Origin of the sequence: Daejeonella sp. (assembly GCF_017495225.1) — a bacterium.
In the GTDB taxonomy this organism is placed as follows: Bacteria; Bacteroidota; Bacteroidia; order Sphingobacteriales; family Sphingobacteriaceae; genus Daejeonella.
The window spans coordinates 1-25,691 of record NZ_JAFEIG010000008.1 but is presented as its reverse complement, the minus strand read 5'-3'; the positions used below and the strand labels follow the sequence as shown (position 1 = coordinate 25,691).

The following is a 25,691-nucleotide window of genomic DNA, read 5'->3' as shown; positions in this document are numbered from 1 at the left end:
TTAAAAAAGTTTATTCCCTTAATATTTTAAGAATCAAACTAGTATATATTCAAGAATAAGCTAAAAAATATAAGTTTTAATTCCCAACCATGAACACCGCATTACTAAACAATAATTTACCACTTTCCCAAAAACTACGGAATAATGGATCATCCCCAAGGTAAACCACCGAGCCACTCCCCAATTCTTGAACACCAAAAATTAATCCATCAATGGTTTTTTTCTTAGCCTCTGCGCCTACAAATCCACTCACGTAATTATCTTTTTTCACTACACCCACATTCCAGCCCTCATTTAGATATTGATAACCCTGATCATCTAACTTTAAGGTATAATAAAAATTAGGGAAACCAAATCCCAATGGATGACTATTATCCAGATTCACTTTGTAAATCGCACCAGGAGTATTACTTAAAACACTCTCTCTTTCACGATTTTCATAAGGTTTGATAAATTTATATGGATCCATCACCTTCTCATCTTTCTTTGCCTCTTCCTTAACTTTAATGTCAAATCCTTTTACTTCGGCCAATTGCGACACAGCATTGCCCATAGCAATTAACTTCCCACCACCACGTATCCACTGCAATAATTTTTCATTGGATAAATCTGCATAATTCCCAGATGGTAAAATAAGTACATTAATCTCCGACCAATCTATTCGATTAAGATCCTGCGACCGTACAATACTCACTGGATAATTAATTTGTTGCTCAAAAAAGTGCCAAATCTCACCAAAAGCAAGTGAAGAAGTAGCCTCTCCACCAATTACCACAACTTTTGGCTTTTTTATCAACCTAACCTTATCCGAACCCAAATCAGCTCCCTTATCTACAAATCCAGATGCCATTGGCACTAAATCAATTCCATTCTTCTTAGCCAAATCATAGATTACATTTTCAAAATTAGATCCCAAAGCTAGATTCCCGTTTCGTGTAATAATCAATGAACCCGCATCAAAGCGATTTCCAGCACTTTCAAAAGCTATTTCAGAAAATCTAACTTTAATGTTTCTCTTTAATAAGTCGCCTAAAAACTTAACATCAGTCACAGAATTCCAATTAGCAACATAAGCTGTAGCATTCTCTACTTTGCTTATAATCTTAGCCTCCATTTCTGGTGAACTTAATAAAGGACTTAAAGTCTCTTTGCTTGCAAATGCTTGAATACCATGGGCATAGGGTAAAGACCAAGCGGTAATATCATAGGTGGCAGAATCTGATACAAAGGTATTCGGCTCAAATAAAACTTTAAGAAGCACAGATTTAGCTTGATAGGCACTAATAACCATATCGCTTTTATTGACCTTTACAGATTCATTTTTACCCGTAAAATAATTAAAAGCCTGAACCGACTTTGAAGCTCCATAGCCAAAATCAATTCCATTGCGTTTTAAAAGTGTAGCCAAAGTTTTTAACTTTTCAGGATTATCACCGCGAAGGATATAAGATTTATACTCTCCCGGCGGACTCGTCTTACTCTTAACAAAGTAATTGCTAAACTCACTAAGGGCTCTATCAGCATATTTTGAAGAAGCCTCTACAGTAGATAATCCACTGGTAAAATGATGATCAATACGATCTTTTAAAGTAAGCGTATCTCCCTCAGCTGTGATTATCGCTAATCCTGCTCTTCCCGATCCTCCCTGCTCAAAGGTCATTCCTACCGAACCATTATAAATTGGATAAGTATCTCCATAAGAAGGATATAAAAGGTCGAAACGCTCCTTTGTGAAATACATCCATGCCTTTGCATCAAAATAACGTGCATTATTCTTTCCTATGATTGTTTGAAACTCTCTTTGCCACGAAGTGATATCCTCGTGGAAGGGCTCTGCTGCCGGTGCAAAATAATAGGGTTCATCAACACCCTGCTCGTGAAAATCAACATGCACCTGAGGTAACCACTTATTATATACTGCTAAACGCTGCTGACTCTCAACCTGCGATTGCCATGCCCAATCGCGATTCAAATCAAAATAATAATGATTAGCTCTTCCTCCAGGCCATGGCTCCATGTGCTCTCTAGTAAATGGTAAAGCATCTGGTATCAAATTTTTTATTGGATTATAAAAATTTACATAGCGCTCTCTTCCATCCGGATTTAAACAGGGGTCGATAAGAACAACAGTATTATTTAACCAGCTTTTTGTCTCTTGATTTGCCGGATTTAAAAGCTCATAAACGGTTTGCAATGAGGCTTCTGTGGAAACCGACTCATTGCCATGAACATTATAACTTAACCAAACAATAACTGGTTGATCTGCAGTTTTAGTTTTAGCGATAGGAGCAGAACCTTGCTCATTAATTCCCGCAAGACTCAAATTATTTTTACGTATTTCTTCTAAGCGATTAATATTGCTTTCGGATGCTACATAAGCTAAAATCAAAGGACGACCCTCATTGGTTTTACCATAATCTTGCAATTTTATATGCTTAGAAACAGTGCTGAGATATTTATAATAATCAACAACACGATGATGTGGAGTAAATTGATCTCCAAGTTTATAACCTAAAAACTCAGATGGAGATTGTATTTTTTGGGCTACGACATTAAAAACTGTAGATAAAAAAAGAAGGATTAAAAAGGAGGATTTTTTCATATTATGATCGTTTTTAACACCAAAAAGCGTCAATTAAATTTATTTTTCGTATATTATTGTTAGCTTGAAATCACAATCTCTGAAAATTCAAAGAAATCGCAATTCGATTTCAAAACTAAGCATACGGCATCTAATCTACGAATGAAAAAGTCTAATTGCCAATTTCTTCTCCTTGACCAACAAAAATCTTAATATTGTAAATATTAATATAATATGACAACTGAGCAATTATACCAGGTTTACTTAAAACACCCAATTGTTTGTACAGATACCAGAAAAATCACTGATTCTTGTCTCTTTTTCGGACTCAAAGGTGATAATTTCAATGGAAATAAATTTGCCCTTCAGGCAATTGAAAGTGGAGCGGCCTTCGCAATAGTTGATCAGGCAGAATATGCTTTTAATGAGCAATTTATCCTTGTTCCTGATGTGTTAGAAAGCCTTCAAAACCTTGCTCGATTACATAGAAAACATTTAAAAATACCCGTAATTGGCATCACAGGTTCTAATGGGAAAACTACTAGCAAGGAATTACTCAATTCTGTTTTATCTCAAAAATTTAAAACCTTTGCCACAGAAGGTAATCTCAATAATCACATCGGAGTACCGTTAAGCTTATTATCAGTGAGCAATGATTGCGAAATTGCCATTATTGAAATGGGAGCAAACCATCAAAAGGAAATTGAGTTTTTATCAAGCATTTCGCAACCAAGCCATGGAATGATTACAAATGTTGGGAAGGCTCATTTAGAAGGTTTTGGCGGATTAGAAGGTGTCAAAATTGGCAAAGGGGAGCTGTACCAATACCTCTCTGATAATAATGGGATAGTTTTTATCAATAATGACAATACTACTCTCAAAAATATGGCTCAAGAAAGGAAGGTTAAAAATATCATTTCTTATGGTCAAGACAACTCTAATTTTCTGTCTGTAAAATTAAAAAACACTTCTCCATTTTTAAGTGTTGAATGGAAAGTAGAGGGAACTAATCAATATCTGGCGCATTCAAATTTACCGGGCACCTATAATTTTGAAAATATCGCTGCTGCTATCTGTTTCGGCGCATTTTTTAAATTAAGTCCGGAGCAAATCAACAAAGGAATAAGTGATTACAAACCAGTTAATTATAGATCACAAATTTTAAAAACAGAAAAAAATACCATCATTTGCGATTATTATAATGCCAATCCAAGCAGCATGATTGTTGCCCTCGAAAATCTGGAAGATACTGAAGCCAAATCGAAAGTTTTAATCCTAGGGGATATGTTTGAGCTAGGTGTTGAATCTGCAAAAGAACATCAATTAATCCTTGAAAAAGCATTAAGTACCACAGCAAATCGAAGAATATTAATTGGAGAAGAATTTTTTAAATTACATTCAAAGAATGGAGCTGAGTTTTATAAAAACACTGCCGATGTAGAAAAAGCACTCCAAGAAAATCCAATTGAGGGTTCCACTGTCTTATTAAAAGGCTCAAGAGGAATGAAACTTGAAATATTACTCAATAGACTTTAAACTTTTTCTATAGCGCTGCAATAGGAATAAAATTGGCGCACAAACTATTGAAAACACATAAAGTGGATGAGAAGAGTCGAGCAAAATTACTGATGACAAACAGAAAACTATCAGAAATATTGTTAACCAGATAAAATATCGGCTTAAAAGAAAGCGCTTAAAAACATTCATAATTATTGGGCTTTTTCAACACGAATTCCAGCATCGCTAACATGATTTAATGGATTATCTCTCATGTTCTGCTCGAGTTCAAAAGTATATGTTCCGGCTTTAGGAAATTTATAGTTCTCCTTAAATTTGATTTGATAGCTGTACTTATTTCCAGAACCACTACCCAGCCATTCTCCATCTGGCAATGCCAATTGAAACTCTTTTCGCTCGGTGATTTTCTTTCCATTTGGCGATGTAAGGTGGATAAGGATAAAAATATTTGAATATTTATAATCAGCAGTATGACGTAAATTAAAATATACATTATAAGGAATATCTGCCGACTCAATCTTAACTGGAACCTTAACTTTTTGGGCATAAGACCAATTGCGTTTGTTCAATTCAATATTCGTATCCACAACAGTTTGGGTATCCTGACATGAAAACAAAATCATTGAAAACAGAATTAAAAATGATGTTTTTAAGTATTTCATTCTATTTTATTCAGTAGGGCGCTCTCGGTTATTATTTGGGCGATTATTCTTCCTCCGTTTATTATTTCTATTTGCTCCGGCAGGGCGCTCAGCAGTCTGCTGTTCGGCACCTGGATTTGGTCTTGGATTTGGTCTTGGAGGATTTGGACGAGCCTCTGGACGAGCATTTTGAGTCGCTACACCAGCCTCAGCTTGATTATTTCCTGGTCCTTTGGGTCTATTAGGTTTCTTCCGGTTATTCTTTTTGTTTCTTCCGCCTTTATTATCCAAACGAGTTAAGCTATCCTGCCCAACAACATTTTCATAATCAAATACTTTAGCTACTATTGGCTTTTCCTCTTCAGGAAGCTCCTCTTTCAAGAATTCAGGCTTTATTCCCTCTTTATTTAATTTCTGAACCTCCTTTACTCGTGCGATATCTAAAGCAATCCAATTTTCATCATTTGGATAACTAAACCACATCAATTTTTTGAAAATATCAGTTTTTTGATGCCTTACGGTGCCCATTTGGGTTTCTAAACGATCTACATTATCCGGAATATCCTTCAATGCATCCATATAAGTATCGAGCTCATAATTGAGACAACATTTCAACTTACCACACTGACCAGCAAGTTTTAAGGTATTCAAGGATAAATTTTGATATCGAGCAGCAGAAGTAGAAACCGTTTTAAAATCAGTTAGCCATGTAGAGCAGCAAAGTTCACGTCCGCAAGAACCAATTCCACCTAAGCGACTCGCTTCTTGACGCATACCAATCTGGCGCATTTCGATGCGAATTCGGAAGGTTTCGGCCATCTTTTTGATAAGCTCTCTAAAATCTACACGACCCTCAGCAGTATAATAAAAAGTAGCTTTTGTACGATCACCTTGATAATCTACATCACTAAGCTTCATTGCCAATCCGAGTTCTTTGGCCAAAACTCTTGATTTATGCATAGTCTCAAACTCAAGATCTTTAGAAATCTTCCATTTTTCGACATCTGTTGGACTAGCCTTACGATAGATTTTTTTAACTACATCCTCTATTCGAACATTTCTTTTCTTGAGCTGCATACGAACCAACTCGCCAGTTAAAGAAACGTGACCAACATCATAACCACCGGTTGTTGTTTCAACTGCAACAAGCTCACCAGCTTCAAGATAAAGGTTATCAGTATTAAGAAAGAACTCTTTTCTAGAGCCCTTGAATTTTATTTCAATAATATTAAATGGCTTGTAATTAGAGGGCATATCCATGTGAGATAGCCAATCATACACATCTAATTTACTACAACCATTGGTCAAGCAAGAGCCATTACTCTTGCATCCGGCAGGGGCACAGCCACCTGTTGAACAACTTCCACATCCCATATCTAAGTCAGTATATATTGAGTCCCCGAAGGGAGCGTATTAAACTTTAAAATCTTTACGAACTGCAAAGATACATCTAAAAATAAAATTTTAGGATTCGCATTTCGTTCAATGTGATAATGAGCCTTTTCCAACTCATTTACAATTGCCTCAGCTTGAGCAATATCCAAGTGTTTACTGAAGTTTTTTACAAAGTCCATTTCCGAATTTTGCAAATGCACCAACTCTTCAGCACCCGAAATAATCATGATACACTCCCTAATTAGGTTTACGCCATATTGAATAAGGTTCTTTTGATTTTCACGACCCATTTTAGAGGCCGATTCAACAAATTCAAAAATCTGGCTTCCTTTATCGCCGAAGGTCATGCGCATCCAGGAAGAAAAGATCTTAAAATCATCGCTTTCCTCCTCTTTCAACAAATTTAAAGCGGTTTGCAAATTCCCATCGCTTAAATAAGCGATACGACTAGCCTGAGCTTCAGGTAAATTTTTATTTTGAACAAGATAATCAACAATATCTTGCTTGCTTAAAGCCGGAATTTTAACGAGCTGCGTTCTAGATAAAATGGTATTTAATATCTGGTCTTGATTTTTAGCCACTAAAATAATTAATGTCTTCTCAGCCGGCTCCTCCAATGTTTTTAACAATCTGTTTCCCTCATTTTTTAAATATTCAGGAAGCCAAATGATCATGGTTTTAAACTCCGATTCGAAAGGCTTTAAGGATAATCTTTGCAGAATATATAAACACTCTTTTGTGTTAATATTGGGCTGTTTATTTTCAGCATCTAAACGATCTCTCCACTCATCTAAATCAAAATAAGGATTATTTATGAGCATACTACGCCATTCTTCTATATCAGCTAATGAAGTTTCTTTGTCTTTACTTACAAAAAACGGATATGAAAAATGTAAGTCGGGATGAATAAGCTTGCCATACTTTCTGCAAGATGGACACTCACCGCAACTATCCGCCTCTTGACGGTCGGTACAAGAAATAAATTGCGCATAAGCCAGCGCCAATGCAAAATTTCCGGAACCATCAGGACCCAGAAATAATTGCGCATGACTCACCCGGTTTTCTCTAACCGATTGAATCAATTGTTCCTTAACTTCTTTCTGACCTATTATCTCTCGAAACAGCATCGTGCAAAATAAGAAAAATTATGCTTTTTGATCGAATCTGATTCTATATGAAAAATTCAAAAAAGCTATTACGATAAATAAAATTCAAAAAACATCCTTTCATGGGCATTTGATCGATATATTAAATTTTAGCTCTGCATGCCTCTAAAAAAGCTTAATTTTGTAAACCAATTATAAAATTCGTTTGAAAACAGATAAAACTGAAAAATTAACTCTTTCTAGAAAAGAGATGCAAGACTTTGGTTATAAGGTAGTTGATGCAATTGTTAATCATTTTGAAAGCCAAGATCAAAAACTTCCTGTAGCAACAGCCAGTAGAAAAGAAATTGATGCCCTATTCATGGAAGATGCACCAGAAAAGCCAATGGCTCCGGATGATGTTCTTCAATTTGTTCTGGAAAATGTGATGACCAACAGTAATGTCATGACTCATCCAAAGGCCTATGCTTTTGTACCCGGACCAAGCAATTATATCAGTGTAATGTCGGATGCATTAGCCACAGGATTTAATATTTTTGCCGGTGGATGGGTAGGTTCACCAGCTGCTGCCGGAATAGAAATCAGTACCCTAAACTGGTTGTTAAAACTCTTTAATTTCCCAGTAAAAAAAGGTGGTGGCATTTTCACGAGCGGTGGATCCATGGCAAATTTAACTGCCTTAGCCACTGCAAGAAAAGTAAAATGTGGTGAAGATTTTTCTAAAGCAATCATTTATCTATCAGATCAAGCTCATTCATCCAATATTAAAGCAATAAATATTCTTGGCTTTAAAAAAGAGCAAGTGAGAATCATTCCCACCGATATTGAGTTTAAGTTTTCAATAAATAAACTAAAGAATGCAATTGCCAAAGATAAAATCGAAGGTTTACAGCCCTTTTGTTTAATCGCATCTTCGGGAACCACCAATACTGGTACCGTAGATCCGCTTGAAGACTTAGCAAAAATCTGTAAAACTGAAAATATTTGGCTTCACGTAGATGGAGCCTACGGCGCAGCAGCAATGCTTGCTAAAAATGGTAAAAAAATCCTCAAGGGCATCGAAAAAGCCGACTCGCTAACCGTTGATCCTCATAAATGGCTCTTCCAACCCTATGAAATTGGATGTCTTTTAGTCCAAAATCATACTTGGCTAAAAAGTACTTTTACCGAAAAACCAGTTTACCTGAGGGATATTGAAGGCAACCAATCAGAAATAAACTTTTATGATCATGGCATCGAACTGACCAGGAATTTTAGAGCCTTAAAGTTTTATATGTCAATTAAAACCTTCGGACTCCAAGCTTTCAGAAAGGCGATTGATTATAGCATTAAACTCGCCGAGGAAGTGGAAGCTGATTTAAGAAAAAGTAATAAATGGGAGGTTGTTTCACCAGCAACACTGGCTATCATCAATTTTAGATACAATCCGGTATCCGAGAAATTGTCTGAGAAAAAACTAGATGCCATCAATCAAAAAATATCTGCTAAAATGATGTCCTCCGGAGAAGCCTTGCTTGTAACCACCATTTTAAATGGGCAGGTAGTTTTAAGAATGTGCCTAATAAATCCCAGAACTACATTTGAGCATGTGAAAGAAACGATATCACTTTGTGAAAAGTTTGCTTTAGAATAATCAATTTAGGTATTTAATATAGCTTAATCCTATATTTGACCGCATCAACAATTAAGCTATGCGAATTCTTGCTTTCGATTATGGTACTAAACGCATAGGCATTGCAGTTACTGATCCCTTGCAAATTATAGCAACGGGACTAGATACTGTTCATCCTAAGGATATTATAGAATATCTCAAAAAATATCTTTCAACTGAACAGGTGGAGCTTTTTATTGTTGGTGAGCCTAAACAAATGAATGGAAATCCTTCACAATCGGCACCGCATATAAAAGGATTTATCGGTTTACTAAACAAGAATTTTCCGGAAATACCACTAGAACGAATAGATGAACGTTTTACATCTAAAATGGCATCGGCAGTAGTGGCTCAAAGCGGATTTAAAAAGTCTGATCGGCAAAATAAAGAGCGATTGGATACTATATCTGCCACTATCATTTTGCAAAGTTACTTGGAGAAAAAAAGCCTGGGACTATAAAAAGCGGAAAATCAAAATAATTATCTTTAATCCATGGAGCTATTAAGTGAAGAACTAAGCAACTATCTTGAAAATTCATGTGAGCCTGAAAACGACTTACTCAAACATATTAATCGAGAAACGCATCTTAAAGTTTCTATGCCCAGGATGCTTTCTGGTCACTATCAAGGCAGGTTACTCAGCATGATCAGTAAAATGATTTCACCGCAAAGAATTCTTGAAATTGGTACGTTTACCGGATATGCTACGCTTTGTTTAGCAGAAGGTCTGCAGAAAAATGGACTAATTTATACCATTGATATCAACGAAGAATTGGAAGATATGGTCCGCATAAACTTTAAAAAGTCGGATTTCGATCCCCAAATTAAATACCAAATTGGAGATGCGAAGCAAATCATTCCGACTTTAACTGAAACATTCGACCTAGTTTTTATTGATGCCGACAAGAAAAATAATGCCACTTATTATGAAATGATTATGGATAGTGTTAGGTCTGGCGGACTAATACTCATTGATAATGTATTGTGGAGCGGTAAGGTATTAGACCAAGAAAAAACAGATCAGAAAACAACATTTATCAATAATTTTAATGAGATGGTTAGTTCAGACTCACGCGTAGAAAAATTGATACTTCCTGTTAGAGACGGACTATTTATAGTTAGAAAGAAATAATTTTTTAAATAGATTAACATTGCCATTATTCATAGCATTTCAATAAATGAAAAATACATTAGCCCTTTTATTCGTTTTAAGTGTCCTTACAAGCTCTTGTGGTTTATTAAAAAAGCATAATTCTGCATCTGTTAATCCCGTTTATAAACCAAATGAGCCTATCAAAAGTCCTGATAAGCCTAACGCCATAAGTCCCTCAAGCACAAAAACTTCTGCCGAAATCTATGTCGATAAATTTAAACATATTGCAATTCGCGAAATGAAAAATTATGGTATTCCGGCTAGTATTACCCTAGCACAAGGAATATTAGAATCGGGAAGCGGAAATAGTAAACTTGCAAGAGAGGCAAATAATCATTTCGGTATAAAATGTACGAGCGATTGGACGGGAGGAAAAGTTTTTGAAGATGATGATAAAGAAGATGAATGTTTTAGGGTATATAAATCTGCTGAAGAATCATTCCGTGATCATTCTGAATTTTTAAAAAGGAAGCGCTATGCAGCCTTATTTGAACTCAACAAAAATGATTATCGGGGATGGGCTAGCGGATTAAAAGCTGCGGGCTATGCAACCAATCCAAAATATGCGGATCTATTAATTAGTCTAGTGGAGCGTTATAATCTCAATCGTTTTGATCAAGGAGAAATTGAAAATATTCCGGTAGTTAAAGAAGAAAAAGTACTTAGTCAAGCTACAAATAACATCCCTAAGGATAAACCCGTAGTAGAAACTAAAAAAGCTACCGCCATGAAAATTTACGAAGTGAAATCAGGTGATACACTCACTTCTGTTTCTAAACAATTTATGATTAGTGTGGAAGAATTAAAAATACTTAATGAACTCGAAAGCTCAAGTTTATTTCCTGGTCAATTATTATTGGTATCTAAATAAGTTAACAAATGTTAAAATTTACTGAGGTTTATTCATAATCTATTAGTTTTATTGGATTGAAAAAGATTATTTATTTATTACTACTACTTTCTTTCCCGGTTTGTAGTCTATTTGCGCAAGAAAAAGCCATTCAAGGAATTGTATTTGATATGGATTCTAAGCAGCGATTAACACGTGTTTATATTTTTAACACACGTAGCGGCGAAGGCTTTTATAATACCACAAAAGGGGAGTTCAAAACCAATGTTCAAGAAGGCGATATTTTGGTCGCTGCCCTCCAGGGATATGGTGTAGATACCATAAAAATACGTTCTGAAAATACCATACTCTTTTACTTAAAGCGAAACATTATCCAGTTACAAGAGGTTGTGGTGAAAGATACCTTAGGTAGTCCGGCAGATCGACTAAAGGCCAAAATGGAAGAGTATAACTCTGCGTATAGCAAAGGAGCTGTAGGAGATATTTTTAATATGGGCGGAAGTAATGGAGGTGGTGGCGCCGGTTTAAGTATCGATGCGCTATACAGCTTATTAAGTAGGCAGGGTAGAAATGCCAGACTATTACAAAAAATTATTGAGCGCGATTATCGCGATGCAATGATTGAATATAGGTTTACCAAAACACTTATCAACAGAGTTACAGGTCTAAATGGTGCTAAACTTGTCGATTTTAAGCAACAATATAAACCTGGTTATTACTTCATTTTAGAGGCAAATGATTATGATCTAATTGAATACATCAAAAAATCATACCTGTCTTATTTAGAAAACCCAGCAGCATTCCGCTTACAACCACTTAATGGTCAATAAAGGTGTTTTTATCATCTGTTTCCCAAAGCTTAGGGTACAAGGATTAGCAATTTATCCCTTTATATTTTTACAAAATAAAAGCCTTTGTCGGGATGAAAAAATAATTAATCATGAGATGATCCATATCCGACAACAATTGGAATTGCTTATCCTACCATTTTACATTCTCTATATTTTAAATTTTATGATAAATTATTTTGTTTGTAGAAATATTTATAATTCATATAGAAATATTCTCTTTGAACAAGAGGCCTATGAGAATGATTCAAACCTCAACTATTTGAAAAGTAGAAAGTTCGCTTCTTGGCTGGATTATCTTAAAAAGTCTAGAAAAAGCTGAAAAATCTATTAAAAGAATTCTTTTTTGTTTTTCTTTGTCCTATGTTTAAACGATTTCTGGCAATTATTTTCATCTTATTGGGCCTTAACTCAGGCTCCATTGCACAAAAAACTGAAGCTGATACAACTTTAATTAAGAGCTTAAAACAAAATCCTAAGAAAAACATTCTTCCTGTTAGGCGTCCTGTCCTATTTCCAGAAGTAATCAATCCTAGCCCGGTTCCTGATTTAAAAGTTAAAGTAAATTATTGGCGTAACCTTACGCTCTTCGGTATAAATGTTAACCAAGCAGCCTTTAGTGATAATTGGGGAGCTGGGGGAGTTAATTCTTTAGCACTTGGTGGGCAGTTTTCATACAAAACAGATTATACCAAGAGTGATAAAAACTTTGCCTCCGAACTCATCTTACAATATGGAAAACTTAAGAATAAAGATCAACTTGCACGCAAAAGTGCCGATCGTATTTTTTGGGATAATAAACTCGCTCTAAAACTTTCTAAAAGCTGGTACTTCTTTGGATCTCTAAACTTTGAATCACAATTTGATTTAGGTTATTCTTTCTCTAGAGATGCACAAGGCAAGGAGAAAAGAACACTTCTTTCTAAATTTATGGCTCCAGGATACCTAACAGAATCATTTGGATTTGAGTATAAGCCCGTAAAACATTTCTTTGTACGTATTGGTACGGGTACTGCCCGACAAACATTTGTGTTAGATACTAATCTATATAAAACTAATCCCAAAAATTTCGGGGTAACACCCGGCCAAACATTTAGAAATGAGCTGGCATTTCAAGTTGTAAGCTCTTACAACAAGGAAATAGCAAAAAACTTAATCCTAAATAGCCGCTATGCCATGTTTGCCAATTATGAGAAACTATCAAGTATTGATAATAGATTGGATGTAACTCTAATTGCAAACGTTAACAAACTTATTAATGTTTCGCTATCTGGTATTTTGTTATACGATGATGATTCTGACAATAAAATGCAGGCTAGTCAAACCATGTCTTTCGGTCTAGTTTATAAACTGGCTAATTAATTTCAAATTACAAAACTTAGCACATTCTGTTTTTCGTATATTTTTGAAATAATAATTTAAATAATATGAAAAAGATACTTTCAATTTTAATGTTATCAGTACTAATTTCTTCTTGTGAAAAAGGTGCTATAAAATCAGACTTTGATAAAAGCTTAAGCGTTTGGCAAGAATTCAAAAAATCAGTAAACAATAATTATTCTTATACCGTAAAAACAGAATCATGGGCAGGATTTGGTGATAGCACAATTATTTCTGTTCAAAACGGAATTATTACTGGCAGAAAGTATGCTAGCTATGTTATAGATTCACAAACAGGGCAGAAAAATTCTACAGGAAGCTGGACTGAAACAAAGGCTGATTTAAATTCTCATGATTCTGGTGCACAAACAATTACCATTGATGCGATTTATCAAAAAGCAAGCTCAGAATGGTTAAAAATCAATAAAAATGATAATACTATTCATTTTGAAACCAAAAACCAAGGAATGATTTCTACTTGTGGCTATACCAATAAAAACTGCAAGGATGATTGTTTTGTAGGAGTAGTAATTAGCAATATTAAAGGAGAATAATCCCAATAAAAAACAGCTCAATTCTACCCATAGATTATTTTAATAGCTTTTTAAATTAATCTATCGGTAGAATTTTTTTTGTCCCATTAAAACAGAATCAATAATTATTTTAAAGCTATTGTTTAGAAAGCTTAACTTTGTATTTGGTAATAGCTGATTGAAATAATGTTTGAAAATTTACAGGATAAACTTGATAGAGCCTTTAAGGTATTAAAAGGACAGGGTAGTATTACAGAAATTAACGTGGCAGAAACCATGAAAGAGATTAGAAAAGCTCTTCTGGATGCCGATGTTAACTATAAAACCGCCAAAGCATTTACCGATGATGTGAAAGAAAAAGCACTCGGACTCAATGTTTTAACCTCAATTTCTCCGGGACAGTTATTAACTAAGCTCATGAATGATGAGCTGGCTGCACTTATGGGCGGCACGGTTGATGAACTAAATATTTCAGCAAATCCTACGGTAATACTTATCGCCGGACTAAACGGTGCGGGTAAGACTACCTTCTCGGGAAAACTTGCCAATTACCTAAAAAATCAAAAAAATAAGAAACCTTTATTAGTTGCTGGCGATGTTTATCGTCCCGCAGCAATTGATCAATTGGAAGTCTTAGGTGGCCAAATTGATGTTCCAGTTTACACAGATCGTAATTCTAAAGATCCGGTAGCTATTGCCATGGCCGGGATTGCAGAAGCGAAAAAGAACGGACAAAATATAGTCATCATTGATACCGCTGGTCGTTTAGCGATTGATGAAGGCCTAATGACCGAAATAGCCGAAGTTAAAGCACAAACCAAACCACATGAGATTCTTTTTGTGGTGGATTCAATGACGGGTCAGGATGCGGTAAATACTGCCAAAGCATTCAACGACCGATTAGATTTTACAGGTGTTGTTTTAACCAAATTAGATGGTGATACACGTGGTGGTGCTGCACTTTCTATTAAATCAGTAGTAAATAAACCCATCAAATTTATTGGTACCGGCGAAAAAATGGAAGCCTTGGATGTGTTCTATCCAGATAGAATGGCTAGCCGTATTCTCGGGATGGGTGATGTGGTTTCCCTTGTTGAACGTGCTCAAATGCAGTTCGATGAGAAAGAAGCTGCTGAACTACAAAAGAAAATTCGCAAGAATAAATTTGATTTCAACGACTTCCTAAGTCAAATCCAACAAATCAAGAAAATGGGTAACATGAAAGATTTGATGGGCATGATTCCTGGTGTTGGCAAAGCCATTAAAGATGTTGAAATCGATGATAATGCCTTTACTCCAATCGAGTCTATTATTCGTTCCATGACTCCTTTCGAACGCGAAAATCCGGATTCAATTAATCAGGGTAGGCGGACTAGAATTGCAAAGGGCTCAGGTACCAACATCACCGAAGTGAATAAGCTGATTAAGCAATTTGAAGATATGCGTAAAGTAATGAAGCAATTTTCAAACCCTGCCGCTGCCGCTAAAATGATGAAAGGTATGCCTAAAATGCCGTTTGGGAAGTAAGAAAATTGTGTTTTTTGATTAGATTGATTAGTTCAAATTGTTAAAATAGGATTACTTGGGTATTGATTTTAGGGTATCTAGCTAATCTTTTTAAAATATAAATTGTTGAATTTTACACAAATTAAATGATCACATTTAATTGAAGAAAGAATTTTATTGATTCACAATAATTTATATAAATGACTAAATACTAATCACGTTTCAATAAATTTGCCTGCATTTCTATAGTCCTTTGCAATTGACTAATAATTAAATCTTTATCTCTTAGGCGAGATTCATATAATGATTCTATTTTTTCTGACTTTTCTTTGTTTTCGTGAAAGTAGTTTTCAATCTGCTGTTGATAGCCGGTTGCATTCTCAGTATTCGTTTGATTTAATTGATTATTGGGATTAATATCTAGAATATCAACTAATTGAGCCTCCAAGATTTTTGCTATTTGAAACAGACGCTCTACAGTTAATTTAGTTTGGTTGAACTCTATTTTCCTGTAAGCAGCAGCAGAAGTGTTTAGCTCGCTTGCCATAGTTTCGTAGGAATAACCCTTTTTCTTGCGATGTTCTCTTATTTTTGAAAGTATATCTTCCATCATGATGTCTTGATGTTTTAGCAATAACTGGAAAATTTATTTTATTAATTACAAGAATAAACCTATAAAAACAAACTAATCAAATATAAGCTCTATTGATTATAATACAAAACATACTATAAGTAAATTGATTACCCAATATTAAAATTATAACGCTATTTTTTTTATAAACACATTACCATAGGTTTCTTTAAAAAGATAATTTAAAGTCAATAAAATTAACTTATATTTTTTGTTTTACTTATTTGTTAAAATTCTAGAAAAATAGCACTAAAACCAACTAAAAATCAAACTAGCTTAATTTATAAATATTAAACATTTATCTTTTTTAAAATATATTAAACAAAAAGTAATATTTTAATCCAAAAAGGTAATATTTTATATCAAAAAGTGTTTTTTAAATTCTTTTTAAGTAATTAAATTTATCTAAACAAAATATCTGCAGAATATCTTTTGTTTCAATTGTTAAATTATTAACTTGACTGTGTAAAAGCAGGCGCAAAAACTAGAATTATGAAATTAGAAAATTTGAATTTAGTTGAGCTTGATGCTCGAGAAATGAATGAAGTTGAGGGTGGATTTATACCACTTATAATATTTGGATATTATTTATCAGCTAAAGTTGTTGCTGCTGGTTGTTTTGGAGCAATGGCATTGGGTACCGCCGCAGGAATAGCTGTTTTTTCAAAACAATAATAACATAAATTAGAGTAATTATGAAAAATTTAGATAATATTGGATTGACTGAATTAACTTCCAACGAGTTAAAAAATACTGAGGGAGGTGCACCAATTGTAGGTTTAGCAGCGATTGCAGTCGGCGGAGGAATGCTTCTCGGAGCATTTGTACTTGGTGCAGTTGTGGCATATGGTGTTTGTAAACTTTTAGATAAAGCGACTAGATAATATGGCTTATAAGAATAATCAAATATTTATTAAAATATTTGATTTAGAAATTACCTATTTTGAGATAGTTAAATATTGTTACTTTACGTTTTTATTAGGATGTATTGTAGGCATAGTCTATTTTCTATTGAATTAAGTATATATTCTCTGTGATTTATAGGGTAGATTAGGGATAGGCATTAAAAATTAGTTGAAAAACAACTGCTTGAATTCTTAATTTTTAAAGAAAGTATATAATTTGGTTAAAACTTACCAGTTAAGTAATTTGTTATAGAAAATCTTCTTATAGCCTCAATTAATTACACGCAAAAGTAGCTAAATATAGCCTAAGTTATTACACCCTAATTTATTTAGGGTGTAATTTCATTTAAAATAACGCCCTTATAGAAAAACTATATGAACTTCAGTTCGGATCCGATAAACACTGTTGAAAACCTTGTCGCCAAAAATAAAACCAAAAGTATTTCAATTTATTTAGTTGTCTTAATAGGACTATTTACTGCTTTAGGTTCCTTGCCATCAGTAAAAACAGACATTAGTAGCCAAAGTCGAGGAATTATACGCAGCACAACAGACAACGTACCACTAAGTAGCTTAGTAAATGGTAAAGTGATACGCATTAACCTCAAAAACAATCGCATGGTTTATAAAGGCGATACTTTGATAGTACTTACCCAAGAAAGCCTTAACGCAGAAAAACAAACAAATCAAAACATATCCCAAAGTTTAAATGCCAGAATTTACGATTTAACAAAAATACTGACAGGCATAACAACCACGCTTAAAACCCCAGAATTGCAACAAGAATGGGAATCGTATAGCAGTAAAATGAACGAACTCGAGAACAAAGTTGCTCAAGCGAAGATAGCATATGACCGCAATAAAATTCTTTTTGATAAAGCAGTTATCTCAAGGGCCGAGTTTGAAAAATTTAGCTTTGATTACCTTTACACACAACAATCATTAGCAAGTTTAAGCAAAAGCCAAAAAAGCATTTGGCAAAACCAAAAAAGAGAGTTGCAAAATCAATTGCAGAACCTTGATGGCACACTCCAAAAAATAAAAATCGAATTTAAAAACTACGTAATTATTGCTCCAATTACTGGTACGATTGAGGGATTTTCAGGCATTCAAATAGGTTCATTTTTAAATGCATCACAACTCATTGCTAATATTTCGTCAATAGACAGTTTAATTGTTGAAAGCTCAGTTTCGCCTAGTGATATTGGATTGATTAAAAAAGGCCAAAAGGTTAAATATCAAATTGATGCCTTTAACTACAACCAATGGGGATTACTTGAAGGAATTGTAACAGATATTGACCACAACATAACAATGCAGGGTGAGAAGGCTTTTTTTAATGTACGTTCATCATTAAAATCTACCAAATTACAACTCAAATCTGGCTATAAGGCAAAAGTTTCTAAAGGTATGACGCTTACCACTCGATACATTATTACCAAGCGCAGCTTATTCGATCTATTATTTGATAAAGTTGATGACTGGCTAAATCCTAAAATAAAATAACTGTTCTTAACCTAACAGTTAAATAAAAAACTTTTATGGCCTCTATTAAAATAAAACAACATGATATTAAAGATTGTGGTGCAGCTTGTTTGGCTTCAATTGGCAATCATTACAAAGTTAATCTTCCTATAGCACGTATCCGTCAATATGCAAATACTGATAAAAGGGGCACCAATGTTCTAGGTCTTATAGAGGCTGCCGCTAGAATGGGCTTTACCGCTAAAGGTGTAAAGGGTGGTATTGATGCACTTAGCAAAATACCACTTCCAGCAATAGCACATGTTATTGTAAAAGAAGATTTACACCACTACGTTGTTATTTATGAAGTTACAAAACATAAAATAAACGTAATGAATCCTGACCTTGGTAAAATGGAAACCTATACGTATGAGGCTTTCAAAAAAATCTGGACAGGGGTATTAGTTCTTCTCGCTCCTGCTGATGACTTTATGGCCAAAAATGAAAAGACCTCGCCTCTGCGTCGATTTTGGCAACTAATACAACCCCATAAAACAATATTAATTCAATCTTTATTTGGTGCAATATTATTTACTGTTTTGGGATTGGCCATGTCAATTTATGTTCAAAAAATAACCGATTATGTGTTAGTGGAGGGTAACCGGAACCTGCTTAATTTATTAAGTGTAGGTATGATTGTGGTAATATTATTGCAAGCATTCATCAACTCAAAGAAGAGCATTTTTGTAATGAAAACAGGTCAACTAATAGATGCCAAGTTGATTTTGGGCTATTATAAACATTTGCTCCATTTACCGCAGCGATTTTTCGACACAATGCAAATTGGCGAAATTACTTCACGCATTAACGATGCTGTAAAAATACGGTCTTTTATTAACGAAGTTGCCATAGAATTGGTTGTAAATGTCTTTATCGTTATTTTCTCATTCGCACTAATGTTTACATATTATTGGAAACTTGCCCTAGTCATTCTCCTGGTGATTCCTTTTTATGCAATAATTTATTATTTAATGAACCGTTTTAACAAAAAAGTAGAACGTAGCATTATGGAAAATGGAGCCGAATTAGAAACCCAATTGGTTGAAAGCATTTCGCATATTCGTACCGTAAAAGAATTTGGAATTGAAGATTTTTCGAACTTTAAGACTGAAAATAAATTTGTAAAATTGCTGTTTAGCATTTATAAATCTGGCATGAATGGTGTTTTTGCTGGAACCTCAACACAGTTTCTAGCTTCTATATTTACTATTGTTTTACTTTGGATTGGCTCTGGCTATGTAATTGACAGAGAAATAACACCTGGTGAATTATTTTCATTTTATGCCTTGATAGGATATTTTACTTCTCCTGTTGCAGAGTTAATAGGAATGAACAAAACTGCACAAAATGCCTTAATTGCAGCCGATAGATTGTTTGAGATAATGGATTTAGAACGGGAGGAGACTGAAAACAAGGTTGTACTTGATAAAGAGCTTATTGGTGATATAACGTTTGAAAATGTTTCTTTTAGGTATGGCTCCAGAATTGAAGTGTTTAAAAATTTTAATGCTGTTTTTAAAAATAATGAAACTACTGCCATTGTGGGTGAAAGTGGAAGTGGAAAAACTACCCTGATTTCACTTATTCAAAATCTTTACCCAATTAAGGAAGGGAAAATATATATCGGTGATTATGATTTAAAATACATTCATTACAAAAGTTTAAGAAACGCAATTGGAGTAATTCCGCAACAGCTTAACCTTTTTTCAGGAAACATAATCGATAATATCGCCCTAGGTGATACATTTCCGAATATCCAATGGGTAATGGACCTTTCTAAACAATTAGGTATTACTGAGTTTGTAGAAAAACTGCCAAACGGATTTGAAACACAAATTGGAGAAAATGGAACTATGCTCTCTGGAGGCCAAAAACAGCGAATTGCTATCGCTAGAGCATTATATAAGAACCCAGAAATATTATTGATGGATGAGGCCACTTCCTCACTAGATACTAATTCTGAAACCATTGTCAAAGAAGTCATAGACAGTTTTAAGGCTAAAGGTAAGACGGTAATAATTATTGCACATCGCTTAAGTACAATCGCTGATGCAGATACTATTTTTGTAATGGAAAACGGGTCAGTTGTTGAACAAGGAAACCACTGGGAATTGCTAACCCAAAAAGGCAAATACTGTGAACTTTGGTCCAAACAAACAAGATTAGAATAATGCCACATTAGTAAATGTATACTCCACAACTAGCTAGTGTAAAATTCATTTCCAAAAATCTATTACCCTAAATCTCATTCAAAAACCTTGGAAATCTCATATTTAATTATTTACTTTGCAATTCAAAGTACTTTTAAATGGAAGAAAAAGACATTCATTCTGAGTTAGCTTCAATCCGATCCCTCATGGAACGCTCATCCAGATTCCTTTCTCTGAGCGGATTATCTGGAGTATTGGCCGGCATCTACGCATCAATAGGTGCATTTGGGGCCTATCAACTTGTTACTGATAAATATAATAGCTTAATAATCAGCGAATCATACGCAGAAAATCCCAGCATCTATCATACTCTTTATTTTATTGCTGCTTTGGTCTTGGTGTTTTCCGTTCTCACAGGTATCTTACTTTCTATCCGCGAAGCAAAGAAGAAAAAAGAGCACTATTGGAATCCCGTTAGCAAAAGATTAATCACTAATATGGCTATTCCGCTAGCTACAGGGGGACTATTCATACTAATATTAATATCAAAAGCTGAATATCAATTTATTGCTGCATCATGCCTTTTGTTCTACGGTTTGGCACTCATTGCGGCTAGCCAGTACACTTTTTCTGATGTTAAATACTTAGGATTTTGCCAAATAACTTTAGGACTTTTAGCAGCATGGATGCCAGAAAACGGACTTCTATTTTGGATAGCCGGCTTTGGTCTTCTTCATATCATTTATGGCGCAATCATGCATTTTAAATATAAGCAGTGAAGAATAGTCTAGCACAGTTTAATAAAGCCTTTGAAAACCGCATTCGCCTACAAATTATGAGCGTTTTGGTGGCCAATGTGAGTTACGACTTTAATTCGCTCAAAGAATTATTAGAACTGACTGATGGGAATCTTGCATCTCATCTTAAAGCCCTAGAAAAAGAAGCATATATCTTAATCAACAAAACTTTTATCGGTAAAAAACCCAATACTCAATACTCCGTTTCAGAAAAAGGAAAAACGGCGTTCATTAAACACCTAGAAGCACTCGAAAATTTAATCAAACAACAAAAAACACAATAATATTTTTTTATTAATTCACTTTGAGATACAAAGTACTTTTATTTAACAGATTATGAAAATTGAACTTACAACAGAAAACAAAGAATTGAAAAACCGACTCGGTGGATCAGTATTATTCAAATTGGTCTTAATTGGCTTCTTAACTCTTATTTTATTAATACCAAGTGTATTGATACAAGATTTAATTACTGAACGTGAAAGAAGACAAGAGGAGGTCAACCTTGAAATTTCCGATAAATGGTCGGGAAGCCAGTTAGTACAAGGACCTGTACTCGTTCTGCCTTATAAAACAATTCAGAAAATTACTGATTCAGAAAGTGGCAAAAGCACTAGCAAAGAGCTAATTAGCAATATTTATATTCTACCCGAAACCATTAAAATCAATTCAAAAGCCGCACCTGAAACACTACACCGTGGCATTTTTGATGCGGTAGTGTATAAGTCGCAAATTAAAGTGAATGGTACATTTAGCGCTTTAGAAAGCAAAAAATCGGGCATAAACCCAGAAGTGATTTTATGGGAAAAAGCTAAAGTAGTAATAGGCTTAAGTGATTTAAAAGGCCTTGATAATAAGCCAATTATAAAACTTGATGAACAAAATTATGAGGTAGAACCCGACTTTACCTCGCTTAAACTTTTCACAAATAATTTGATTATTCTTCCTGATTTAAGCAGCAATAAAAACACAAAGCTTGATTTTAGTTTCGATTTAAATATCCGAGGAAGCAATCAATTAAGCTTTTTGCACATCGGCAAAAATACAACAGTAAATATTGAAGGAACATGGAAAAACCCAAGTTTTATTGGTCGCTATTTGCCTGAACAACGTAGTATTTCTGATTCCACCTTCTCTGCATCTTGGAAAATGCCTTATTTCAATAGACCTTTCCCGCAACAATGGGTGGAAGAAAATTCCAATATGATTAGTCAAGATTCAACTAGTGAAAATAGTATCAAAGCGAAAGATATTAGTGGTGCATTCGGAGTTAAATTCCTAATGCCAGTTGATCAATATCAAAAAACCTTCCGCTCAGCAAAATATGCCATACTGGTTATTTTATTAACCTTTATCTCGCTATTGTTTACAGAGCTTTTAAGCAAGAAAAAAGTTCACCTTCTTCAATATGTTTTAATTGGTGCAGCCATGATCATTTTTTATGCCTTACTTCTTTCCTTGAGTGAGCAATTAGGATTTAATTTGGCTTATTTGATTGCTTCGATAGCAACAGTGGGACTCATCGGTTTATTCATTCAATCTCTACTTAAAAGCAGAAAAACAGCCTTGCTTTTCGCCGGAATTTTAGGTCTTTTATACAGCTTTATTTTCATAATTATTCAGCTGCAAGACATGGCATTACTAGTTGGAAGTGTGGGATTATTCCTAATAATTGCAGGATTGATGTACCTATCGCAAAAGGTTAATATTGATAAGGATAATACTGAAATAATAAGTAAAGAAGCTTAAAATGTTTAGATTTCATAAAACCTATTTTTTATTGGCTTTGAGTCTCTTCTTGATTGAAGTACTTATTGCAATCTTTGTCCACGATAATTTTTTTAGACCCTATTTTGGAGATTTTCTTGTCGTGGCCCTAATTTATTGTTCAATAAAAAGCTTCATAAAATCAGATTCTACATTAACGGCTATCGCAGTACTTCTATTTTCATATCTCATAGAAGTACTGCAATATTTAAACTTCATAAAATGGATTGGTTTAACTAATTCAGGCTTAGCAGGAATTGTTTTAGGTACATCATTCTCATGGTATGATATTATTGCATATAGCCTTGGAATCATCACAATTTGGGGGATGGAGAAAGCGTTAAAATTAAAGATTAAGGCCTAATTGATGAAGTATTTTGTAAACAAAGACTCGATAGTCCGTAAAATTTGGGGGAATGGAGATACCATTCTCCTAATCTTTGCGGGTGCATCTGCCGAATTTGCTTTAAACAAAGCCGTCGACTGGCTTTATTTTACAGGTAAGCTTCCTGCAGATCCATTAAAAAGACTTTTTTCTACTGTGGCCTATGCCCGACAAATTGTTTTTTCGGATTATAATGATGCCAATATTGCCATTGACAAAATTAATGGCATTCACAAAGGGTTAGAAAAGTCGCGTGGAAAAACCATTCCCGATTGGGCTTATAGGGATGTTTTATACATGCTTATCGACTACTCCATCCGTTCATTCGAGCTCTTAGAAAGGCCATTAAGCATAACAGAAAAAGAAGAGGTCTTCGAAGTTTTTTACCGAATGGGCGCGCGAATGGAATTGGTAAATTTGCCTCAAAACTATCAGGAATGGCAAATTTTACGAAATAAAGCAGTCAATGAGAACCTGATTAATGGCAATTTTACCAAAGACCTTTACAAACAATACAGAAAACATTTGGGATGGTTTAGATATCAAATACTTCTCCAAGCACAAATGGTACTAGTCCCCAAAAGGGTAAATAAATTGTTAAACTTAGGTTATAATCCCATGTTTAAAGGACTTATAAAAGTGTATCAATTAAGTAAAAGAGTGGGAATATGTTCATTTATAAAATGTATCATTATGCCACCCGAATACAAAAAAGAGATCATTGCATTAGATAATTAATTGCCCATTTAATCAAATAAATACCGTTCGCTAAATTTTAGGCACCATTCACTAAATATTCTAATTAGAGGCATTTATGCTTACTACATTAGAATATTATGTTAGCAAAGACCTTTGGCAGTGCCGTTTATGGTATCGAAGCAATCACCATAACTATTGAAGTGAATATCAGTAGCGGACTGAATTATTTTGTGGTGGGACTTCCCGACAATGCGGTGAAGGAGAGCATGCTTCGAATAGAAAGTGCGCTCAATAACTCTGTTTTTCAAATGCCTCGGCAGCGAATTATTGTCAATTTGGCTCCAGCCGATATTCGTAAAGAAGGTTCAGCCTACGATCTTACCATTGCCATTGGTATTTTAAGTGCTTCTGGTCAATTTTTAAGTACAAGATTAGAAGAATATCTTATTCTTGGTGAACTTTCCTTAGATGGTGGTATACAGCCCATTAAAGGCGCACTCCCCATAGCTATTCAAGGAAAAAGAGATGGCTTCAAAGGATTAATCCTACCAAAAGAAAATGCTCGTGAAGCTGCAATTGTAGATGATTTTGAGGTTTACGGGGTGAGTAGTCTGGCAGAAGTAATAGGCTTCTTTGAAAATACCATCAATTTAGAACGAACTATCGTGAATACCCGAGAGGAATTCGGCTATAAAGTCAATAATTATGATAGCGATTTCTCGGATGTTAGGGGACAAGAAAACATTAAACGCGCACTAGAAATTGCGGCTTCTGGGGGTCATAACGTAATTTTAATCGGTCCCCCAGGCGCCGGAAAAACCATGCTAGCAAAACGCCTACCCACTATTTTACCACCTCTCGATCTTTATGAAGCTCTCGATACCACCAAAATTCATTCTGTTGCGGGAAAGCTATCCGCATCCGATTCATTAATGACCATCAGACCCTTCCGTTCTCCGCATCACACCATCAGTGATGTAGCATTAGTTGGCGGAGGCACCAATCCCCAACCTGGAGAAATATCACTCGCGCACAATGGTGTGCTCTTTTTAGATGAGCTTCCAGAATTTAAACGCACCGTACTCGAAGTAATGCGACAGCCTTTAGAAGAAAGACGAGTAACAATCTCAAGAGCTAAATCGACCGTAAATTATCCTGCAAGTTTTATGTTGGTGGCATCCATGAACCCATGCCCTTGTGGATATTTTAATCATCCCGAAAAGGAATGTATTTGCGCACCGGGAGTAGTACAAAAATACTTGAGCAAAATATCTGGGCCCTTGCTCGACCGCATCGACCTTCATGTGGAAGTTACACCAGTAAATTTTAATGAACTAGCCTCTGAGCGATTGAGTGAAAAAAGCATGGACATAAGGGCACGTGTCACAAATGCCAGAACCATTCAAATTGCACGTTTTGAAGATAGGGAAGATGTTTTTTGCAATGCTCAAATGAGTCCCAATATGGTACGCAAAATCTGTAAAATTAGTGATAGCGGACAAGCATTATTAAAGCAAGCAATGGAGAAATTGGGACTTTCTGCTCGAGCGTATGATCGTATTTTAAAAGTGGCCAGAACCATTGCTGATTTAGCAGAAAGCGAAGAAATTATGCTCGAACACCTGGCAGAAGCTATACATTTTAGAAGCTTGGATAGGGAGGGTTGGGCGG

24 protein-coding genes are annotated in these 25,691 nt (G+C 34.8%); 19 read left to right on the top strand and 5 right to left on the bottom strand.

Annotated features, from left to right (window positions below; genetic code table 11):
- Positions 1–76 precede the first annotated feature (76 nt).
- On the bottom strand, positions 77–2,602 hold the full coding sequence (locus tag QZ136_RS03880) for a M14 family metallopeptidase (RefSeq protein ID WP_291400543.1): 2,526 nt from the start codon (positions 2,600–2,602) through the stop codon (positions 77–79).
- A gap of 213 nt (positions 2,603–2,815) precedes the next feature.
- Here QZ136_RS03880 and murF point away from each other — a divergent pair, with 213 nt between their 5' ends.
- Positions 2,816–4,117, top strand: a complete 1,302-nt coding sequence (gene murF, locus QZ136_RS03875; protein WP_291400541.1) for a UDP-N-acetylmuramoyl-tripeptide--D-alanyl-D-alanine ligase — start codon at positions 2,816–2,818, stop codon at positions 4,115–4,117.
- Positions 4,118–4,290: 173 nt separating this feature from the next.
- On the opposite strand, the gene QZ136_RS03870 is transcribed toward murF, so the two are convergent.
- From QZ136_RS03870 to QZ136_RS03860, 3 genes are read right to left on the bottom strand one after another with little or no spacing between them, the layout of a single operon-like run.
- Entirely contained in the window at positions 4,291–4,761 is a 471-nt protein-coding gene (locus QZ136_RS03870; protein WP_291400539.1) for a gliding motility lipoprotein GldH, read from the bottom strand.
- A 6-nt stretch (positions 4,762–4,767) separates the two neighbouring features.
- Positions 4,768–6,114, bottom strand: coding sequence for a regulatory iron-sulfur-containing complex subunit RicT (gene ricT / locus QZ136_RS03865; RefSeq protein ID WP_291400537.1), 1,347 nt, complete (start codon positions 6,112–6,114; stop codon positions 4,768–4,770).
- A gap of 2 nt (positions 6,115–6,116) precedes the next feature.
- Entirely contained in the window at positions 6,117–7,262 is a 1,146-nt protein-coding gene (locus QZ136_RS03860; protein WP_291400535.1) for a hypothetical protein, read from the bottom strand.
- Positions 7,263–7,446: 184 nt separating this feature from the next.
- Here QZ136_RS03860 and QZ136_RS03855 point away from each other — a divergent pair, with 184 nt between their 5' ends.
- The 8 genes from QZ136_RS03855 to ffh all read left to right on the top strand — a co-directional run bounded on the left by QZ136_RS03855 (position 7,447) and on the right by ffh (position 15,183).
- Positions 7,447–8,874: an aminotransferase class V-fold PLP-dependent enzyme gene (locus tag QZ136_RS03855; RefSeq protein WP_291400534.1), complete on the top strand. Its 1,428-nt coding sequence runs from the start codon at positions 7,447–7,449 to the stop codon at positions 8,872–8,874.
- A 58-nt stretch (positions 8,875–8,932) separates the two neighbouring features.
- A complete protein-coding gene (gene ruvX / locus QZ136_RS03850; RefSeq protein ID WP_291400532.1) occupies positions 8,933–9,352 on the top strand; it encodes a Holliday junction resolvase RuvX in 420 nt (139 codons plus the stop codon).
- Positions 9,353–9,385: 33 nt separating this feature from the next.
- Entirely contained in the window at positions 9,386–10,024 is a 639-nt protein-coding gene (locus QZ136_RS03845; RefSeq protein ID WP_291400529.1) for an O-methyltransferase, read from the top strand.
- Positions 10,025–10,070: 46 nt separating this feature from the next.
- The gene (locus QZ136_RS03840) at positions 10,071–10,916 is read left to right on the top strand and encodes a glucosaminidase domain-containing protein (protein WP_291400527.1); all 846 of its coding nucleotides are present in this window, start codon (positions 10,071–10,073) and stop codon (positions 10,914–10,916) included.
- A gap of 56 nt (positions 10,917–10,972) precedes the next feature.
- Positions 10,973–11,725: a hypothetical protein gene (locus tag QZ136_RS03835; RefSeq protein WP_291400525.1), complete on the top strand. Its 753-nt coding sequence runs from the start codon at positions 10,973–10,975 to the stop codon at positions 11,723–11,725.
- Positions 11,726–12,106: 381 nt separating this feature from the next.
- Positions 12,107–13,105, top strand: a complete 999-nt coding sequence (locus QZ136_RS03830) for a DUF3078 domain-containing protein (protein ID WP_291400524.1) — start codon at positions 12,107–12,109, stop codon at positions 13,103–13,105.
- 65 nt (positions 13,106–13,170) lie between these two features.
- Positions 13,171–13,677 (top strand): hypothetical protein, encoded by a 507-nt coding sequence (locus QZ136_RS03825; protein ID WP_291400522.1) that lies wholly within the window; start codon positions 13,171–13,173, stop codon positions 13,675–13,677.
- A gap of 165 nt (positions 13,678–13,842) precedes the next feature.
- Positions 13,843–15,183, top strand: a complete 1,341-nt coding sequence (gene ffh, locus QZ136_RS03820) for a signal recognition particle protein (protein WP_291400520.1) — start codon at positions 13,843–13,845, stop codon at positions 15,181–15,183.
- 190 nt (positions 15,184–15,373) lie between these two features.
- Here ffh and QZ136_RS03815 read toward each other — a convergent pair whose 3' ends face one another.
- Positions 15,374–15,775: a helix-turn-helix transcriptional regulator gene (locus tag QZ136_RS03815; protein WP_291400518.1), complete on the bottom strand. Its 402-nt coding sequence runs from the start codon at positions 15,773–15,775 to the stop codon at positions 15,374–15,376.
- 510 nt (positions 15,776–16,285) lie between these two features.
- On the opposite strand from QZ136_RS03815, the gene QZ136_RS03810 reads away from it, so the two are divergent.
- The 10 genes from QZ136_RS03810 to QZ136_RS03765 form a co-directional block, all read left to right on the top strand.
- Positions 16,286–16,468: a class IIb bacteriocin, lactobin A/cerein 7B family gene (locus tag QZ136_RS03810; RefSeq protein WP_291400516.1), complete on the top strand. Its 183-nt coding sequence runs from the start codon at positions 16,286–16,288 to the stop codon at positions 16,466–16,468.
- A gap of 44 nt (positions 16,469–16,512) precedes the next feature.
- Entirely contained in the window at positions 16,513–16,677 is a 165-nt protein-coding gene (locus QZ136_RS03805; RefSeq protein WP_291400514.1) for a hypothetical protein, read from the top strand.
- Positions 16,678–17,073: 396 nt separating this feature from the next.
- Positions 17,074–18,204 carry an HlyD family efflux transporter periplasmic adaptor subunit gene (locus QZ136_RS03800; RefSeq protein ID WP_291400512.1) on the top strand — a complete coding sequence of 377 codons (1,131 nt, stop codon included), beginning with the start codon at positions 17,074–17,076 and terminating at the stop codon, positions 18,202–18,204.
- Between the two features lie 35 nt (positions 18,205–18,239).
- Positions 18,240–20,393 (top strand): peptidase domain-containing ABC transporter, encoded by a 2,154-nt coding sequence (locus tag QZ136_RS03795; protein ID WP_291400510.1) that lies wholly within the window; start codon positions 18,240–18,242, stop codon positions 20,391–20,393.
- 137 nt (positions 20,394–20,530) lie between these two features.
- Positions 20,531–21,151 carry a hypothetical protein gene (locus QZ136_RS03790; RefSeq protein ID WP_291400508.1) on the top strand — a complete coding sequence of 207 codons (621 nt, stop codon included), beginning with the start codon at positions 20,531–20,533 and terminating at the stop codon, positions 21,149–21,151.
- A complete protein-coding gene (locus QZ136_RS03785; protein ID WP_291400506.1) occupies positions 21,148–21,453 on the top strand; it encodes a transcriptional regulator in 306 nt (101 codons plus the stop codon). Before QZ136_RS03790 ends, QZ136_RS03785 begins: the two co-directional genes overlap by 4 nt.
- A gap of 52 nt (positions 21,454–21,505) precedes the next feature.
- Positions 21,506–22,918 (top strand): cell envelope integrity protein CreD, encoded by a 1,413-nt coding sequence (creD, locus tag QZ136_RS03780; protein ID WP_291400504.1) that lies wholly within the window; start codon positions 21,506–21,508, stop codon positions 22,916–22,918.
- Between the two features lies 1 nt (position 22,919).
- Positions 22,920–23,300, top strand: coding sequence for a DUF2809 domain-containing protein (locus QZ136_RS03775; protein ID WP_291400502.1), 381 nt, complete (start codon positions 22,920–22,922; stop codon positions 23,298–23,300).
- A 3-nt stretch (positions 23,301–23,303) separates the two neighbouring features.
- The gene (locus QZ136_RS03770) at positions 23,304–24,059 is read left to right on the top strand and encodes an oxygenase MpaB family protein (protein WP_291400500.1); all 756 of its coding nucleotides are present in this window, start codon (positions 23,304–23,306) and stop codon (positions 24,057–24,059) included.
- A 98-nt stretch (positions 24,060–24,157) separates the two neighbouring features.
- Positions 24,158–25,691, top strand: a 1,534-nt coding sequence (locus QZ136_RS03765; protein ID WP_291400498.1) for a YifB family Mg chelatase-like AAA ATPase, incomplete at its 3' end; no start/stop codon positions are given.

What these genes read in the sequence shown, in the direction of transcription:
- QZ136_RS03880 (WP_291400543.1), bottom strand. Translation starts at nt 2,602, where the DNA reads ATGAAAAAATCCTCCTTTTTAATCCTTCTTTTTTTATCTACAGTTTTT.
- ffh (WP_291400520.1), top strand. Translation starts at nt 13,843, where the DNA reads ATGTTTGAAAATTTACAGGATAAACTTGATAGAGCCTTTAAGGTATTA.
- QZ136_RS03775 (WP_291400502.1), top strand. Translation starts at nt 22,920, where the DNA reads ATGTTTAGATTTCATAAAACCTATTTTTTATTGGCTTTGAGTCTCTTC.
- QZ136_RS03815 (WP_291400518.1), bottom strand. Translation starts at nt 15,775, where the DNA reads ATGATGGAAGATATACTTTCAAAAATAAGAGAACATCGCAAGAAAAAG.
- QZ136_RS03870 (WP_291400539.1), bottom strand. Translation starts at nt 4,761, where the DNA reads ATGAAATACTTAAAAACATCATTTTTAATTCTGTTTTCAATGATTTTG.
- QZ136_RS03830 (WP_291400524.1), top strand. Translation starts at nt 12,107, where the DNA reads ATGTTTAAACGATTTCTGGCAATTATTTTCATCTTATTGGGCCTTAAC.
- QZ136_RS03845 (WP_291400529.1), top strand. Translation starts at nt 9,386, where the DNA reads ATGGAGCTATTAAGTGAAGAACTAAGCAACTATCTTGAAAATTCATGT.
- ruvX (WP_291400532.1), top strand. Translation starts at nt 8,933, where the DNA reads ATGCGAATTCTTGCTTTCGATTATGGTACTAAACGCATAGGCATTGCA.
- QZ136_RS03810 (WP_291400516.1), top strand. Translation starts at nt 16,286, where the DNA reads ATGAAATTAGAAAATTTGAATTTAGTTGAGCTTGATGCTCGAGAAATG.
- QZ136_RS03860 (WP_291400535.1), bottom strand. Translation starts at nt 7,262, where the DNA reads ATGCTGTTTCGAGAGATAATAGGTCAGAAAGAAGTTAAGGAACAATTG.
- QZ136_RS03825 (WP_291400522.1), top strand. Translation starts at nt 13,171, where the DNA reads ATGAAAAAGATACTTTCAATTTTAATGTTATCAGTACTAATTTCTTCT.
- murF (WP_291400541.1), top strand. Translation starts at nt 2,816, where the DNA reads ATGACAACTGAGCAATTATACCAGGTTTACTTAAAACACCCAATTGTT.
- QZ136_RS03840 (WP_291400527.1), top strand. Translation starts at nt 10,071, where the DNA reads ATGAAAAATACATTAGCCCTTTTATTCGTTTTAAGTGTCCTTACAAGC.
- QZ136_RS03770 (WP_291400500.1), top strand. Translation starts at nt 23,304, where the DNA reads ATGAAGTATTTTGTAAACAAAGACTCGATAGTCCGTAAAATTTGGGGG.
- QZ136_RS03795 (WP_291400510.1), top strand. Translation starts at nt 18,240, where the DNA reads ATGGCCTCTATTAAAATAAAACAACATGATATTAAAGATTGTGGTGCA.
- creD (WP_291400504.1), top strand. Translation starts at nt 21,506, where the DNA reads ATGAAAATTGAACTTACAACAGAAAACAAAGAATTGAAAAACCGACTC.
- QZ136_RS03800 (WP_291400512.1), top strand. Translation starts at nt 17,074, where the DNA reads ATGAACTTCAGTTCGGATCCGATAAACACTGTTGAAAACCTTGTCGCC.
- QZ136_RS03790 (WP_291400508.1), top strand. Translation starts at nt 20,531, where the DNA reads ATGGAAGAAAAAGACATTCATTCTGAGTTAGCTTCAATCCGATCCCTC.
- ricT (WP_291400537.1), bottom strand. Translation starts at nt 6,114, where the DNA reads ATGGGATGTGGAAGTTGTTCAACAGGTGGCTGTGCCCCTGCCGGATGC.